Annotated in this window: 12 protein-coding genes; 5 read left to right on the top strand and 7 right to left on the bottom strand. The window is 67.1% G+C overall.

The window, feature by feature from the left end; genetic code table 11:
- Positions 1-122: 122 nt before the first annotated feature.
- The 6 genes from IEY86_RS26985 to IEY86_RS26960 form a co-directional block, all read right to left on the bottom strand.
- Complete coding sequence (locus IEY86_RS26985) at positions 123-1,286, bottom strand: GNAT family N-acetyltransferase (RefSeq protein WP_189134469.1); 1,164 nt, start codon at positions 1,284-1,286, stop codon at positions 123-125.
- A gap of 26 nt (positions 1,287-1,312) precedes the next feature.
- Complete coding sequence (locus IEY86_RS26980) at positions 1,313-2,425, bottom strand: DegT/DnrJ/EryC1/StrS family aminotransferase (protein ID WP_189134468.1); 1,113 nt, start codon at positions 2,423-2,425, stop codon at positions 1,313-1,315.
- The gene (locus IEY86_RS26975; RefSeq protein ID WP_189134467.1) at positions 2,425-2,922 is read right to left on the bottom strand and encodes a cupin domain-containing protein; all 498 of its coding nucleotides are present in this window, start codon (positions 2,920-2,922) and stop codon (positions 2,425-2,427) included. Before IEY86_RS26975 ends, IEY86_RS26980 begins: the two co-directional genes overlap by 1 nt.
- A gap of 38 nt (positions 2,923-2,960) precedes the next feature.
- Positions 2,961-3,905 carry a transglutaminase domain-containing protein gene (locus tag IEY86_RS26970; protein WP_189134466.1) on the bottom strand — a complete coding sequence of 315 codons (945 nt, stop codon included), beginning with the start codon at positions 3,903-3,905 and terminating at the stop codon, positions 2,961-2,963.
- Positions 3,902-4,966 (bottom strand): class II D-tagatose-bisphosphate aldolase, non-catalytic subunit, encoded by a 1,065-nt coding sequence (locus IEY86_RS26965; RefSeq protein WP_229698787.1) that lies wholly within the window; start codon positions 4,964-4,966, stop codon positions 3,902-3,904. The genes IEY86_RS26970 and IEY86_RS26965 overlap by 4 nt, the downstream gene beginning before the upstream one ends.
- 119 nt (positions 4,967-5,085) lie before the next feature.
- The gene (locus IEY86_RS26960; RefSeq protein WP_189134464.1) at positions 5,086-6,285 is read right to left on the bottom strand and encodes a glycosyltransferase family 2 protein; all 1,200 of its coding nucleotides are present in this window, start codon (positions 6,283-6,285) and stop codon (positions 5,086-5,088) included.
- 199 nt (positions 6,286-6,484) lie between these two features.
- Between IEY86_RS26960 and IEY86_RS26955 the strand changes: the two genes are divergently transcribed.
- From IEY86_RS26955 to IEY86_RS26935, 5 genes are all read left to right on the top strand, one after another.
- The gene (locus IEY86_RS26955) at positions 6,485-7,123 is read left to right on the top strand and encodes a TIGR04282 family arsenosugar biosynthesis glycosyltransferase (RefSeq protein ID WP_229698786.1); all 639 of its coding nucleotides are present in this window, start codon (positions 6,485-6,487) and stop codon (positions 7,121-7,123) included.
- A 124-nt stretch (positions 7,124-7,247) separates the two neighbouring features.
- Positions 7,248-7,448 (top strand): MbtH family protein, encoded by a 201-nt coding sequence (locus IEY86_RS26950; protein ID WP_189134463.1) that lies wholly within the window; start codon positions 7,248-7,250, stop codon positions 7,446-7,448.
- 62 nt (positions 7,449-7,510) lie between these two features.
- Entirely contained in the window at positions 7,511-8,191 is a 681-nt protein-coding gene (locus IEY86_RS26945; RefSeq protein ID WP_229698785.1) for a helix-turn-helix transcriptional regulator, read from the top strand.
- Positions 8,192-8,252: 61 nt separating this feature from the next.
- Positions 8,253-9,986, top strand: a complete 1,734-nt coding sequence (locus IEY86_RS26940; RefSeq protein ID WP_189134462.1) for an ABC transporter ATP-binding protein — start codon at positions 8,253-8,255, stop codon at positions 9,984-9,986.
- Between the two features lie 89 nt (positions 9,987-10,075).
- The gene (locus IEY86_RS26935; protein ID WP_189134461.1) at positions 10,076-11,788 is read left to right on the top strand and encodes an ABC transporter ATP-binding protein; all 1,713 of its coding nucleotides are present in this window, start codon (positions 10,076-10,078) and stop codon (positions 11,786-11,788) included.
- 745 nt (positions 11,789-12,533) lie between these two features.
- Here IEY86_RS26935 and valS read toward each other — a convergent pair.
- A complete protein-coding gene (valS, locus tag IEY86_RS26930) occupies positions 12,534-15,086 on the bottom strand; it encodes a valine--tRNA ligase (protein ID WP_189134460.1) in 2,553 nt (850 codons plus the stop codon).
- Positions 15,087-15,195 lie beyond the last annotated feature (109 nt).

The following is a 15,195-nucleotide window of genomic DNA, read 5'->3' as shown; positions in this document are numbered from 1 at the left end:
TATGACCGATGACCAAGCCTGCTGTTCATACTCCCGTAATATGATAGGCCGCTGCTCCGAGGTAGTTCAAGAGACATTGGAGAGACTTGACCATTGGCCCTCGAACAGACTGGTGGAACCGTTCAGAAGGTCTCGGGAAGCCACGCTTCGAAGCCTCCGAGAAGCGAATCCAGTCGGCCGACCTCGTCAGGGCTCCCGGTTGCCATACCCAACGCACGGGCGCGGCGCAGAGGCAGGCCACCCGCGTACCAGGCAGCCAGGGTCGTGGCGGGCAATCGGACATGCCCTGCCCCTCCGGGCTCGACTCGCAGATGCCCGTCGGCAAAGGACAGCCGGTAGGGCCGGGCCGTCCCACTGGGCTCCACCACCTCGACGTCGACCCTTCCCTGCATGGAGGCCGCCCAACCCCGCGCTTCTAGAGCCCCCTTGACGTCCAGGATCCTCAGCATCCAGGGATACCAGCCCTGTTCCTCCACCGCGTATTGTAGGAGCGACCACTGAAGGGGTGCCGATCTGGGCAGTACCGACCTGCGGAAGCGGATCTGCCGCACTTGCGGTGACCGGCCCGCCAGCGCTTCAATCAGCGCCGGAGCCGTGTCCAGTCCGTCGTACCAGAAGTCGTGCACCACGATGTCGAAACCCCAAGGCTGCACCTGGTCGTGGGTGAAAGATGCATAGCCCACCAGGTCGCCCCCGCGAACCACTCCTAGGGTGCAGGCGTCCGGCGTGACCCGGCGCTTCCAGTCGATCCACCAACCGGGTCGGTTCACCGGCCCGTTGGCCTCGGCCGCCAGGGTGTCACGGAGCGCGGAGCACTCCTCTGCTGTCGGCTGCGTAACGGTGTGGCCGCCCGTTGGGCGCGCCAGCTCGCGCGGGTTGAGCCCGTAGCTCGACGCCACGGTCGCGGCCTCCCAGCCCCAAGCCCTGTACATTCCGACCGCCGGGGTCCACGCGCTGGCCACAACAGCACCGCACTCGTCGCGAAGCCAGCCCAGCTCGAACTCGGTGATCCTGCCGCCCAGTCCGACGCCCCGGGCTTCGGGGGCTACTGTCAGCCAGGCCAGTCCGCCCGATGGTACGGCCCGCCCTCCGAAGTACTGCTCGAAAGGGAACGCCAGACCTCCCCCGACCACACCTGCGCGACCCACCGCCACTGACGCCAGGCCGTGCCCGCGCAGCGTGCCGGGTTCGTATGGGTCCTTCCCGAACGCTTCGCGCGCCCGGGAGAGGTAGGCCGCGAACTCCTGGTCATCTGCAGCCGACCGAAATTCGAATCCCACAGTCATGTCAGGCCCCACATCTTCCCGCCCGGCTACTTGAAGAACGTCGCCATAGAATCGCAGACGTACTGCAGCTCGCTCGGGGCCAGGTCCGGGCGGATCGGCAGGGCGAGGGTTTCCCGGGCCAGCGCCTCGGCCACAGGGAATGCGCCGACGGCCGGCCGGTGCGGCAGCGCCGGCTGCTGGTGGAGCGGGAATGGGTACCGCACCACCGCGTCGATCCCATCGCCGAGCAGATGACTGAGAAGGGCGTCCCGCACCTCGGACGACTCCGTCCTGACCTGGAAGAGGTGGTAGACGTGCCCCCCAGGGCCGCCCGGGTCCTGGAAGCCGAGCGGCAGGCCCGCCAACCGCTCCTGGTACTCCCCGGCGAGCGCGACACGCCGTTCGTTCCAGGCCTCCAACCGTCCCAGCTTGTGCCGCAGCACCAGGGCCTGGATGGAGTCGAGGCGCGAGTTGTGTCCCTTAACGGAGTGCTCGTTCTGCACGCGCTGCCCGAAGTGGCGTAGCAGTCCGAGCCGTTCGGCGATCTCACGGTACGAGGTGCTCACCGCGCCGGCGTCTCCTGCCGCCGCCAGGTTTTTCGACGGCGCGAAGCTCCAGCAGCCGGCGGCGGAGACCGAACCGACCCGCTTCCCGTCCCAGCGAGCGCCGATTGCCTGCGCGCAGTCCTCGACCAGCGCGATCCCGGCCTCGGCGCAGATGCGCGCCGCTCGGGTGACGTCCGCCGCCCTGCCGAACAGGTGCACCAGGATGACGGCTCGAGTGCGGGCGGAAATCGCCGCCTCCAGCTGGTCCAGGTCCATCAGGAAGTCCTCGGGTCGGCAGTCGACGAAGACCGGCTTTGCTCCGACTCTCGCGATGGCGAGCGCGGAGGCGTGGAAGCTATTGACCACCGTGACGACCTCGTAGCCAGGGCCGACGCCCAGCGCCTCCAGGGTCAGGATGAGCGCGTCCGTACCCGAGTTGACCCCGACGCAGTGCTCCACTCCGAGGTAGTCGGCGAGCCCCGCCTCGAAGTCGGACACAGCCTCACCCAGGATGTAGTCGCCGCCCGAGAGCAGTGCCTCGATCGCCGGCATCAGGGATTCGGACAGTCCGTCGAACTGGGCGGCGTAGTTGTACTTAGGAATCCGACGTAGCATCAATGTTCCTCGGAGATCCGGCCGTTCCCGCGCGCGTAGTCGTCCTCCAACCGGATGTTGTCCGACCCGTCGTCGTAGGTCGACACCTCCACCAGCACGATGTCGGTGACCGCCTCCACCCGGTGGACGGCTCCGGGGTCGACATGCACCAGCGTCCCGGCGGGGATCACGATCTGCAGCGTCTCGGAGTCGAGCCTCTCGCGGTAGTGCATGACCGCGGCCCCTTCGAGGATGAAGTAGCTCTCCCGCTTGTGCTCGTGGTACTGGAGGCTGGTGCGGTGGCCGCCCTTGATCCGGATGACCTTGAAGCCGTACGGGCCGTCCTTCTCGTGGAGCCAGCGCTCCTGGCCCCACTTCTTCACGACCTTCTTCGTGTCGCCGAACTCCAGCATGCGCACCCCGGGCGCCAGGAGGCGTGCCTCTCCGGTGTCGTGTGCTCCGTCGCCGAGCGGCTCGGAGATCGATGTGAAGACGTTGTGCTGCGGTCCGGTCTGCATGGTTGGTCCTTTCCTGGTTTCGCTCCGCGTCGCGCCTGTCACAGCAGGTCGCGCGCGGTCACCTGGGTTGTGGCTTCCACTCCGTGGTGCCGGACGATGGGCACCGCCAACCGCGGAGTGGAGTGGAATCGCATCAGAACGCCGGACGGTGAGCGGTGCTGCGGCCACTCCGCGGCGTCGAGCATCCGCCAGTCCGCGAACGCCTTCAGCAGCAGCGGGTCCGCCGGGAGCCACGCTCCGTCGATCCGGAACTCCAGCCACCAGTGGACAGTGGCGAAGGGAGGCGAGACCAGCAGTCCGGCCGCCTGGCGCGCCTCGATACAGTGCTCCTCGGCTGCCGCCAGGAGCAGTCGGGTCGCCAGCACGCAATTCGACAGACCGGTCTGCTGGGCGAATCCGAGGTCATCAGAGAGCCCCTTCGGCAGGATGTGCAGGCGCCAGGAGGAGACCAGTCGCAGCAACTCAGCGTGCTGACCATCGAAGATCGTGAAGTGGCCGGGCAGCCGGACCCGCGCCGTGAAGCTGGTCGGCGACTCGGGGCTGACGCCGTCGGGCGTCGCCGCCTGCTCGAGCTCGGGGGCGGGAACGTACTCGCAGGGGCCCGGGTGGCCCCGGTCGGGGCAGCTGGCGGACACCCTCAGGCCGTACTCCAGCATTCCCCGATCGGCCGCCCGCTTCAGGGACCTGGCCTTGGTCTGCAGCGAGATGAAGTACGGGGACGGGATCCTGAGCGCCATGCTGATGTTGTGGAGGTCCGTGCGCTCGAACAGCAACTCGCCGCCCATGACGCGGTGCGGCAGCCCAAGGCTCAGCAAGGTCTCCAGCAGGGCAGCATCGATCCCGTATACCTCACGTGCCCTCGCACTACCGTCCCGGTAGTTGCGGTGGGCGTCGGGGACTCTGAACACCGTCTCCAGCACCGCGCGCAACTCACCCTCGCCGTACCCGGCGACCGTGCGGCCGGTGGTCGGCACCGTGTTCATCGCGCCGCTCGTCGCGAGAGGGAGAGGCTGGACAGGTGAGACTCGATCCGTCGGACGACGGGCTCGCGCAGAATTCGGTCGAGGGCCGGGCAGCCGCGCCGCGCGAGCTCGTGCTCGACCTCCTCGCGGATCCGCAGTCCCGCCTCGGCTCGGAACACGTAGTGGCCGGCGATTACCGCCCGCTCGACGTCGCCGGCGGTCGTCGGATCGAGCATCCACTTCTGCCACTTCAGGCTGTCGAACGCGAGCGCGAGGAACTCCTCCTTGGCCTTGTCCAGCTCCAGCTCGTCCATCACCCGGAGCAGCGACCGGGTCTCCACCACGCCGAACTCCGGTGCCACGTTGAAGGCATCGACGCCGGCGTCAATCAGAAGTGCGGCCTCCTCCGGTGACAGGTAGTCGCAGTTGTGCGCCTTGAGCCGGAGCCCCTGCTCGTGAGAGATGGCCGCGAGAGTGCCTATCGCGCGCAGGGTTTCTGCCCGTGCCTCGGGCTGGTGGAACCGGCCGACATTGCCGATCTCCGCAACCTTGGTACCGGTCTGCGCCACCACGAACCGGGGCCGGGGCGCGCCGATCCCGTCAATACCGTCCAGCACCTGCCGCAGAGCTGCCTTGAACTCGTCCGGATCGTTCGTGCTGACGCCCTGGGGCTCGAACCCGATCTCGTACGCGACGTCGGCAGCCTGTCTGCAGGACTCCATCCAACACCGCCGATACAGCTCAGTCAGCCGATCGATCGCGACCTGGAGGCGTGCAGCGCCGGAGCCCTCCTCGGACGTGTCGATGTGCAGCAGGTCGAATCCGGCGGCGATGTCCTCCGAGAAGGACCGCATGCACGAGTCCAGGGCTTCGGACGGTGACGCGATCTCCGCTTCCCTGCTGTTCATCCACGGGCCGCCGTGGTCCCGACAGAGCTCGATCCTCCGCTCGGGATCCCGCGCCCGGACGTACTCGGCGAACTCGGACGTCGTCCACCCCAGGTAGCCGGCGCCGAACTGCGCCGAGTCGATCTGGCGGCGGCTCGGAATCAACATGAGCCGCGTGCGCCGGCGGTAGGCCACCGTGATGGCGGCGTCGACGGAGTTGCGGGACACCACCCCGACGCCGAGGAAGGGATCGCTGGGCTTGACTGGGCTGTGCTTCTCCACAGGGTTACCTATTCCTGGCTGTGTGTCAGGTCCTACTGAGCGTTCTGGTACTTGGAAAGCTCGCCGATCACGGAATCACTCGGCCAGGTGCACCACGGGAAGTCGTTGTAGCGGCCGACGTTGTCGTCGAACCAGTCCGACGTCCGCGAGTGGTACAGGTGCACCATCGGGTCCTGGTGGCGGTCGAGGACGCCATACATGTCGGCTCGCCAAGCGAAGTCGTTGTCGGCCCCGCCCCAGCCGGCCGAGAACCTCTCGTCCAGCCCGCCGATCCGCGTGAAGAGGCTCTCCCGCAGCCACATGCAGGCGCCTGGGGTCCTGCGCAGGAAAACGCCTCGCAGCCGACTGTGGCTCAGGCCCCGGCCGTCCTCAATGCAGCGGGTGATCACGGCCTCGTGGCTGGACGCCGCGTCCAGGTAGAGCATGTCCTGGAACGGCCAGTGGGCCTGGGTGCCGGGAGCGCGGAAGCGTGTCACCGCCCGCTCGACGAAGCCCTCGTCGACCAGGATGTCGGCCTCCAGCACGCAGATCAGCTCCGCCGGGCGGGCACCGTGAACCACACCGGTGTTGATCGTCCACGAGTAGTTGAACGGGCCGTCGTTCGAGGCGAACAGGTACGTGTCGCAGGCCGGAGCGAGGAGCGGCTCCCAGCGGGGACAGCTGTCCGACTCCACGACCACGACGCGGTAGCGGTCCCGAGGGTGGGTCTGGTCGTTGAGCGCGCTGAGCACGGCGCACACATTGCGGATCCGGTCGCTGTCGACCTCGGTTGCCCGGAACGGGACGACGATTGCCGCGTCAATCCTTCCGGTGCTCCTGGCAGGCGCATGCCGCAGGTTCGCCAGGATCTTCTGCGGCCCCGGAGCGGTGTCGGCACTCGGAGTGCGCTCCTCGCCCAGCTGAAGCCGCAGCCGGGAGAGCGTCTCCACGTTCCAGGTCAGCTCCGCGAGCCGCTCCGCCGACAGGCCGGGCTCGCGCAGCCCGGCCTCCAGCAGCGTGCCCAGCTCGGAGCAGGCGGCGAAGTCGGAGGGATTCGCGCGGATCGCCGCAGCCAGCTCCCTGACGCGGGCGTGCGGCGACGCCGCCACCTCGTCCACCACGGACTGATGGGCGTCCCGCGACCAGGTCCAGAAGCCCGGCGCGGTGGACTGGGCGAACGGGTCGGCCGCGATCACGAGACTGCTGACCACGACCTCCGCCAAGATCCGGGGGGATGGGTCTGTCCAGCTCATCGGTGGTCCTTTCTGCCCAGGAGATCCCCATCATCCGAAGCCCCAACGACCACCGAAAGCCCCCATCGTGCGCACACGTTGACCTAGTCATCCGGCTACCCCCGGGTGCGCGCTCGAGCGTGGCTTCCGCATGCCGCGCCGCCGCGACAGGATCGCCGGGGCCGACCAGGCGGGCCACGCGCGTACGGGAACGGGGAAAATGCTGGAGCCGACCACCCTGATGGTGATCGCCAAGGAACCTCAACCTGGCCGGGTGAAGACCCGGCTCACGCCGGCGTACACCGTGGCCGAGGCGGCCGACCTGGCTCTGGCCGCGCTCTACGACACCCTTGAAGCGGTGTCGGCCATGCCGGCCCGGCGGCGCGTGCTCGTGCTGGACGGAAGTCCGGGCCACTGGGTCCCGACCGGATTCGAGGTGGTGCCCCAGCGCGGTACTGGCCTCGACCAGCGCCTCGCCGCCGCGTTCGACGGATGTGACGGACCCGCGGTCGTCGTAGGCATGGACACCCCTCAGATCACTCCCGCCCTGCTTGCCCCGGCGCTCGCTCCGGACGCCTGGCACAGCTGCGACGCCTGGTTCGGTCCTGCGGAGGACGGCGGCTTCTGGGCAATGGGGCTCGCCGCCCCCGACCCCAAGCTGCTGCTCGGCGTCCCGATGTCCACCGCCGAGACCGGAGCGATCCAGCGGGGGCGGCTCGCGGACGCTGGCCTCACCGTGCGCGACCTTCCGCGGCTGCGCGACATCGACACGGCACACGACGCCGTGCTGGTGGCCGGGCAGGCGCCCGGCAGCAGGTTCGCGGCCGCTGTCGATCGGATGGGCCCGCGCCTGGGCTGACCGGCACCTGACGCTCAACAGTCCGGCTTCATCCGTCGGCAGCAGGACTTCATGGCAGCTTCAGTCGATCCAAGTAGCGTCGCCCGTCGAAGATCACATTTCGTTACGGGGAAAGGACGTCGCTGTGAGCTCGGAACAGTCCGGCACGCCGTACAAGGTCGTACTCAACGACGAGAAGCAGTACTCCATCTGGCTCGCGGACCGTCCGAATCCGCCCGGTTGGCGGGACGCCGGCGTGTCCGGGCCGCGCGAGGACTGCCTGAGCTGGATCGAGCAGAACTGGACGGACATGAGGCCGCTGTCAATCCGCAGCACCGGCAGTTGAGCAAGCTCGCGAGTGGGTGACAGGCGGCAGCCGCCGACGCAGATACAGGGGGTGGGTCAATCGTGGCCGAGATTGCGGCGGACACCGGAGTTGTCAGTCCTGCTGAAGAACGTCTGGGGGTGGCGGTATTCGTCGAGAACGAGCTGCTTCGGCTGGGGCTGCAGGGCATGCTCCTGAGCCTGCGGTCGACAAAGTTCGTCCGGCTGTGTGCCAGTCCGACTGACTTGGCCGAGGTCATCACCGACGAGCGTATCGGCGTGGTGCTGGTCGCCAGCTCCAACCGCTCGCTCCGAAGCATGGACCTGACGGTCCGGCGAAGCTCGCTACCTCGCGTTCTGGTTCTGCTGGACGCGTTCCAGGCCGGCCAAGACGGCGACCTGACGATAGTACCGGCCGACGGTTACATCCTCCGCGAGGATCTCACCGCCCTGGCACTCGACCGGGCGCTCGCCCAGATGTCAAGGGGCGAGATGCCGATGCCGAGGCGGCTCGGGCGACAGTTACTCGACGTCGCGGCGAGCCCGAACCACGCCGCGCGAGCGCGCAACGTCAAGCTCACCACGCGCGAGCACGAAGCTCTGGCGCAGATGGTGGCCGGGATGAGCAACCGACAGATCGCACGTCACCTCAGCATCTCCGAGCATGGTGCCAAGCGGCTGGTAGGGAAAGTCCTGCTCAAACTCGGGGCAGAGAACCGCACCAGCGCAGTAGTGACAGCGCTCAAGATGGGGCTCGTCAGGTGAGCGAGCGCAGCGGCGGTCACAACGCCGTCCACCGATCAAACCCCAGAAGCAGGAGAGTTCCTTGCTGGGCCGATTCCTGAGTGCCTTCCTCCGCCCCTACGGCGGTTACATCGTGGTGGTGGTCGCATTCCAACTCGTTCAGTCCGCCGCGGCGCTCTCACTTCCGACGCTCAACGCCGACATCGTCAACAACGGGGTGGTGAAGGGGGACGGTGGCTACGTCCTGCGGGTCGGCGTCGTGATGCTCGGCTGTACCCTCGTCCAGATCCTGAGTGCGGCAACGGCCTTCTACGCCGCAGCGCGGACCTCCGCCGCCCTGGGGCGCGACGTGCGGGCTGCCGTCTTCCAGCGGGTCCAGGAGCTGTCGGTGCGGGAGGTGCAGCACTTCGGCGCACCGTCTCTCCTTACCCGGACCACCAATGACGTCCAGCAGGTCCAAGTGCTGGTGCTGATGGTCCTTACCATGATGGTGACCGCGCCGATTGTGGGCTTCGGCGGAGTGTTGATGGCCCTGTTCCAGGACGCGCCCATGTGCGTGCTCGTCTTGGTGACGTTGACGGCGCTAACGCTCGCCTTCGTCCTGATCCTCCGCCAGATGGGCCCGCTGTCCGCGTCACAGCAGGAGCTGATCGACCGAGTCAATCGGATCGTGCGCGAGCAGATCACCGGGGTGCGGGTGGTCCGGGCTTTTGTCCGCGACCGGCGGGAGGGCGAGCGATTCGATGCTGCCAACGCGGACCTGCGGGACATCGGATTTCGCCTAGGCCGGGTCCAGGCCTTCATGAACCCAAGTGTCCTGCTCATCATCGAGTGCTCGAACATCGCCGTGCTGTGGTTTGGCGGCCACCGAGTTCACGACGGCTCGATGCAGGCCGGTTCACTGATCGCGCTGCTCAACTACCTCGTACAGATCCTGCAGGCCGTGCTACTGGCCACGATGGCCTTCCAACTGACGCCGCGTGCAAGAGCCTGCGCCGAGCGCATCCACGAGGTATTGACCGCCGAGTCCAGCATGCGGCCAGCCGACAGCCCGGTTACCGAGTTGGGCCCGCGCGGCCTGTTGGAGCTCCGGAACGTCATCTTCAGCTATCCCGGGGCCGAGGTCCCGGTGCTGCGCGGCGTCGACCTGGTCGCACGGCCCGGCCAGACCACGGCCATCATCGGCTCCACCGGCAGCGGCAAATCGACGCTGCTCAACCTAGTGCCCCGGTTGTTCGACGCCGATTCCGGCAGTGCCCGAGTTGGCGGCGTGGACGTACGCCGTATCGACCCGGCCACCCTCGTGAGCAGCGTCCGGCTCGTGCCGCAGAAACCGTACCTGTTTTCCGGAACGGTGGCCTCCAACCTCCGCCATGGTGCTCCGGACGCCGACCACGAGCATCTCTGGCGTGCCCTGGAGACCGCGCAGGCACGCGAGTTCGTCGAGGCTCTGCCCGGCGGCCTCGACCATCCGATAACCCAGGGTGGCCGGAACCTCTCCGGCGGCCAACGGCAGCGTCTAACGATCGCCCGCGCGCTGGCCGCTCGCCCGGACATCTACCTCCTCGATGACTGCTTCTCCGCCCTCGACGCCGTCACCGACGCCGCTCTGCGCAGGGCGCTGATACGCGATGCCAAGGATGCGACGGTCGTCATCGTGGCACAGCGGGTGTCCACCATTCGCGACGCCGACCGGATCGTCGTGCTGGACGCCGGTCGCGTGGTTGGCGTCGGCACCCACACCGAACTACTCCGGGACAACCCGACATACCGGGAGATCGTCTCCTCCCAGCTGACCGAGGGGGAAGCTGCGTGAGCACCGCCAACACTGCCACGAGGGTGACGAAGAAGCCGGGAGGTAAGCCACTTGCCCTTCGTCGGTCGGCTCTCCGTCTGCTCGGGACGATGGGACCCGACCGCGGTCTGGTCACTCTCGCGCTGCTGGCCGCCGGTGCCAGCGCCGCGCTGGCGGTGAGCATCCCGCAACTGCTCGGCGCGGCAACCGACCTCGTCGTGACGGCGTCCGGAGCCGACGTCGACCGAATCAGCCGACTGCTGCTGCTCGTTGCCGCCGTGGTGCTGGCCGCCTCGCTCTTCGCACTCGCCCGCGGCCGACTCGCCCAATGTGTGTCACAGCGCGCGGCTTACCGGCTGCGTACCGACTGCCAAGCCAAACTCGCCCGTCTACCGCTGAGTTACCTAGACGGCCAACCCAGCGGCGAGGTGCTCTCCCGGATCACGACGGACGTCGACAACATCGCCCTTACTCTCTGGCAGGCGCTCACCAGGCTGATCAACTCCCTGCTGACCGCCGTCGGCGTGCTGACGATGATGCTGTGGATCTCCCCGCTGCTCACCCTCTGTGCGCTGGGCGCGCTACCAGTGGCCGCCAAGCTGACCAAGAGTTTCGCGCGGCGTGCCCAGCCTCAAGCCGTCCGGCAGTGGAACGCGACCGGCGAGCTCAACTCCCATGTCGAGGAAATGTACAGCGGGCACGAGCTGGTGCTGACCCATGGCAGCGCGAGGGAGACGGTCGCGGTCTTCGCCGAGCGCAACGAAGCCCTCTACCAGGCCGGCTACCGGGCCCAGTTCCTGTCCGGAATCATCGGGCCGGCGATGGACTTCGTCGGCTATCTCGTCTTCGTGCTGACAGCAGTCCTCGGTGCCCTGCAGGTTTCTTCCGGTGCGATGACGATCGGCCTGCTCCAGGCATTCATCAGCTACACGCTCCAGTTCAACAATCTGATCGGACAAATGGCCTCGCTAACCGGCCTGGTACAGTCCGGAGTCGTCTCGGCCGAGCGAGTCTTCCAACTGCTGGATGCCGAGGAGCAACGAGCGGACTCGGACACGCCCGCACGGCCCCACCAGGTCACGGGCCGGGTGGAGTTCGAGCAGGTTTCGTTCCGCTATCGGCCGGACGAACCCCTGATCGAGGACCTCTCGCTGGTGGTCGCGCCCGGACAAACCATTGCCATCGTCGGCCCCACGGGTGCTGGCAAGACCACGCTCGTCAACCTCCTCATGCGGTTCTACGAGATCAGTGGCGGCCGGATCACCATGGACGGCGACGACATCGGCCTGATGAGCCGCGACGAACTGCGGTCCGCAGTCGGGATGGTGCTGCAAGATACCTGGCTGTTTGCTGGTACGATTGCCGACAACATCGCGTACGGTGTGGAGGGAGCCACCCGGGCCGAGGTCGTCGCCGCGGCGAGGGCCGCGCACGCCGACCGGTTCATCCGCACCCTGCCCAACGGATACGACACCATACTGGAAGAAGAAGGCTCGAACATCAGTACAGGTGAGAGGCAGCTCGTGACGATCGCCCGAGCGTTCCTGTCCAACCCTGCGCTGCTGATCCTGGACGAGGCCACCAGTTCCTTGGACACCCGCACCGAGATGCTGATCCAGCAGGGTACGGCCTCACTGCGCGAGGGCCGCACATGCTTCGTCATCGCGCACCGGCTGTCGACCATCCGCAACGCCGACGCGATTCTGGTGATGGAGTCCGGCCGGATCACCGAGCAGGGCACCCATGACACCCTGATCGCTGCGGGCGGCCACTACGCGCGGTTGTGCGCCGCCCAGTTCACCTGCGAGCCACTGCCCGGCTGAGGGGTATCACAGCGGCGCGTGGCCTCGTTGACGGACGGGTGCCGCGCTCATCCCCACGCGCAGACCCTTGAGACCGCTCTCAGGCCGTCGAGCGTGTGTGAGCGGGTGACGGCTGAGAGACCTTCAGGCCCGCGTCGAGGTCAGTGGCAAGCGCCAAGAGGGTGTAGCAGAGGCCGAGTTCGCGCCCGGGTCGACCTGGAGGTGACCGGTCATGCCGACCATCGATCAGCCGCTGGCGGTGAACCAGCGGGATTTCGCCGCAGGTGGAGAAACTGCGGGCCCTCGATCATTGCCATGGTGCCGCCGTCGACGGGCTCCCAGGCGCAGTCACCAGCGACGGCGAGTGCTCGGCGCGACCGTCGTGGCAGTAACGGTCTACCATCAAGACGTGCAATGCCTTGGTAAACGAGCCGCCAGGCATCGGCAGCCGAAGAAGGTCTGCGCCCGGCCTGGGCAGTCGGCGAACTGGTCGGAGACAAGCGGCGTGCCTGGCCCATCCTTGGGGCGCAGCCAACCGGCCGCACGGGGCCCGAGGATCTGGCGGCAGCCAAGCGAGTGCAGCAGCGCCCAAGGAATTGGCCCGGCAGTTGATCCGACGCGTCGGCTGCCGGTAACTGCGGCCGACCGGGCAGGAAGGCAACCATCCGCCCGGCGACCTCGCCAAGCAGGCGACACCGAGCTGACGATCAAAGATCAACTACGTCATCAAGACCTCCGAGTCTGCGGGGCGCGCGAACTGTCATGGCTACAAAACGATTTCGTACGTCATGCTTTCCGAGGCAAGCGTCTCGAAAACCACGTCAAAGACATGTCCTGCCGACTGGATGTCAGGGAGAACCTGGCGGAGAGCCGCCAACATCGGCTCCGGCCCGCGGACAATAAACTTGGCCACGTCCGCCCGCATCGACAGCCGGGCGGCACTCTTGGCCTGGCGGATGGCCGTGATCGCGTCACCCGCTACACCGAGCAACTGGGGCTCGCCAATCGGCGCCCGCTCCCGCAGCTCAAGCGCTGTAGGCCATTGCGCTCGGTGGATCGAGCCGGTCTGCCACCAACTCCAAGCCTCTTCGGTCGCGAAGGGCAGGAATGGCGCCATGAGGCGCAGCAGTACCGACAGCGCCTGGGTGAGCGTGGCACGGGCCGAGGCTGCGGGTCCCTCTCCGCTCTCGCCGTAGGCGCGGTTCTTGACCAGCTCGACGTAGTCGTCGCAGAAGGCCCAGAAACACCTCTCGACGATCTCCAGCGCGCGGGCGTAGTCGTATCCCTCAAGCTGCTCCGTGGCCCCGTCGACAACCTCGGCCAGGTGCGCGAGGAGCGCCTGGTCGAGGGGCCTGATCACCGGGGCGCCCGGCTGGCCGGCACCAAGACCGATGACGAACTTGGATGCGTTGAGGATCTTGATGGCTAGGCGCCGACCGATTTTCATCTGGGCGATCTCGAAGGCCGTGTCAGTGCCGGGCCTGGCGCTGGCCGCCCAATAGCGCACCGCGTCCGAGCCGTGCTGATCCAGGAGGTCGAGCGGAGTGACGACGTTCCCCTTCGACTTAGACATCTTCTTGCGGTCCGGATCGAGGATCCAGCCGCTGATGGCCGCATGGTGCCAGGGCAGTTCGTCATGCTCAAGATCTGCGCGGACCACGGTGGAGAACAGCCAAGTACGGATGATCTCGTGGGCCTGCGGACGCAGATCCATCGGGAACACCCTGGCGAACAGGTCGTCATCGTGGATCCAGCCGCCAGCAATTTGCGGGGTGAGGGAGGACGTCGCCCAGGTGTCCATCACATCGGGGTCTCCCGTGAATCCGCCAGGAGCATCGCGCTGCTCCTCCGTGAAGCCGGGTGGAACCTGACTGGTCGGGTCGACAGGCAGCGAGTTCTCCATCGGCAGGAGCAGATCCTTGGTGGGGTTGCCGAAGGAATCGAGGCCGTACCACACCGGCACCGGGACGCCGAAGAACCGCTGCCGACTGATCAGCCAGTCGCCGTTGAGGCCCTCCACCCAGGACTGGTACCGGTTCTGCATGTGATCCGGGTGCCAGCTCAGTTCCCTGCCCCGGCCCAATAGCTTTTCGCGACGAGCGTCGTCGCGGCCTCCGTTGCGGAGGTACCACTGGCGGCTGGTCACAATCTCGAGCGGCTTGTCGCCCTTCTCGTAGAACTTCACCATATGGTTGAAGTGGCGGGGCTCTCCGACCATTGCGCCACTGGCGCGGAGCATCTCCACCATGCGCTCCCGGGCGGTGTGCGGCGTCGCTCCGGCGAGCTGTGCGTAGGCCGCCTTGGCTTGCGGCATGTCGAGGCCGACTGGCGGGTCCGGAAGGAAGCGGCCATCACGGCTGAGGACCGAGCGAGTCGTAAGTTTGAGTTCGCGCCACCACACCACGTCGGTGGTGTCGCCGAAGGTGCAGACCATGACGAGGCCGGTGCCCTTCTCCGGGTCGGCGAGGCGGTGGGCGAGCACCGGAACTTCGACCCCGAAGACCGGTGTGCGCACCGTTGTGCCGAAGAGCTTCTGGAAGCGCTCGTCCTCGGGATGCGCGACCAGCGCCACGCAGGCCGACAGCAGTTCGGGCCGGGTGGTCGCGACCTCCGCAGTCTGCCCATCAGGCGCCTCGAAGAGCAAGTGGTAGTAGGCGCTCGGTCGCTCACGGTCTTCGAGTTCTGCCTGGGCAACGGCGGTGCGGAAGGTGATGTCCCAGAGCGTGGGAGCTTCGGCCTGGTACGCCTCCCCACGGGCCAGATTACGCAGGAAGGCCAGCTGCGAGACCGCCCTTGATCTGCGATCGATAGTCTGATAAGTGTGCCGCCAATCGACCGAGAGGCCGAGCCTGCGCCACAGGCTTTCGAAGACCTTCTCATCCTCGACGGTCAGGCGCTCACACAGCTCGATGAAGTTCTGCCGGGAGACGGGGATCTGCTGCTTGCCGGGGGACTCTGGCGGGCTGAAGTCAGGGTCGTACGGCAGGGACGGCTCACATCGGACGCCGAAGTAGTTCTGGACGCGGCGCTCGGTCGGCAGACCGTTGTCGTCCCATCCCATGGGATAGAAGACGCTCTTGCCCCGCATCCGCTGGAAGCGAGCGATCGTGTCAGTCTGGGTGTAGGAGAAGACGTGTCCCACGTGCAGGCTACCGCTCACCGTGGGTGGCGGGGTGTCGATCGAATAGACCTGCTCACGCGTGGCAGTACGGTCGAACCTGTATACGCCCTGCTCGTCCCAGCTTCCCGCCCACTTTGCCTCGAGGCCATCGAGCGTGGGCTTGTCTGGTGTTCCTGGGCGAGGAGATGCGGTCGTCATGACAGTAGATGGTATCGGCACCCGGGACAGAATAATTCCTCTAGGAATACGCCCAGTTCACGGGCTACGCAGCCTCCGGGCCGGGCCGAATCCGATGCATTCTCCACGC

It is taken from the genome of Wenjunlia tyrosinilytica (assembly GCF_014646055.1).
Lineage (GTDB): Bacteria > Actinomycetota > Actinomycetes > Streptomycetales > Streptomycetaceae > Wenjunlia > Wenjunlia tyrosinilytica.
This window is presented reverse-complemented; position numbering and strand designations above follow the sequence as displayed.

What these genes read in the sequence shown, in the direction of transcription:
- IEY86_RS26985 (WP_189134469.1), bottom strand. Translation starts at nt 1,286, where the DNA reads ATGACTGTGGGATTCGAATTTCGGTCGGCTGCAGATGACCAGGAGTTC.
- IEY86_RS26980 (WP_189134468.1), bottom strand. Translation starts at nt 2,425, where the DNA reads ATGCTACGTCGGATTCCTAAGTACAACTACGCCGCCCAGTTCGACGGA.
- IEY86_RS26975 (WP_189134467.1), bottom strand. Translation starts at nt 2,922, where the DNA reads ATGCAGACCGGACCGCAGCACAACGTCTTCACATCGATCTCCGAGCCG.
- IEY86_RS26970 (WP_189134466.1), bottom strand. Translation starts at nt 3,905, where the DNA reads ATGAACACGGTGCCGACCACCGGCCGCACGGTCGCCGGGTACGGCGAG.
- IEY86_RS26960 (WP_189134464.1), bottom strand. Translation starts at nt 6,285, where the DNA reads ATGAGCTGGACAGACCCATCCCCCCGGATCTTGGCGGAGGTCGTGGTC.
- IEY86_RS26955 (WP_229698786.1), top strand. Translation starts at nt 6,485, where the DNA reads ATGCTGGAGCCGACCACCCTGATGGTGATCGCCAAGGAACCTCAACCT.
- IEY86_RS26935 (WP_189134461.1), top strand. Translation starts at nt 10,076, where the DNA reads ATGGGACCCGACCGCGGTCTGGTCACTCTCGCGCTGCTGGCCGCCGGT.
- valS (WP_189134460.1), bottom strand. Translation starts at nt 15,086, where the DNA reads ATGACGACCGCATCTCCTCGCCCAGGAACACCAGACAAGCCCACGCTC.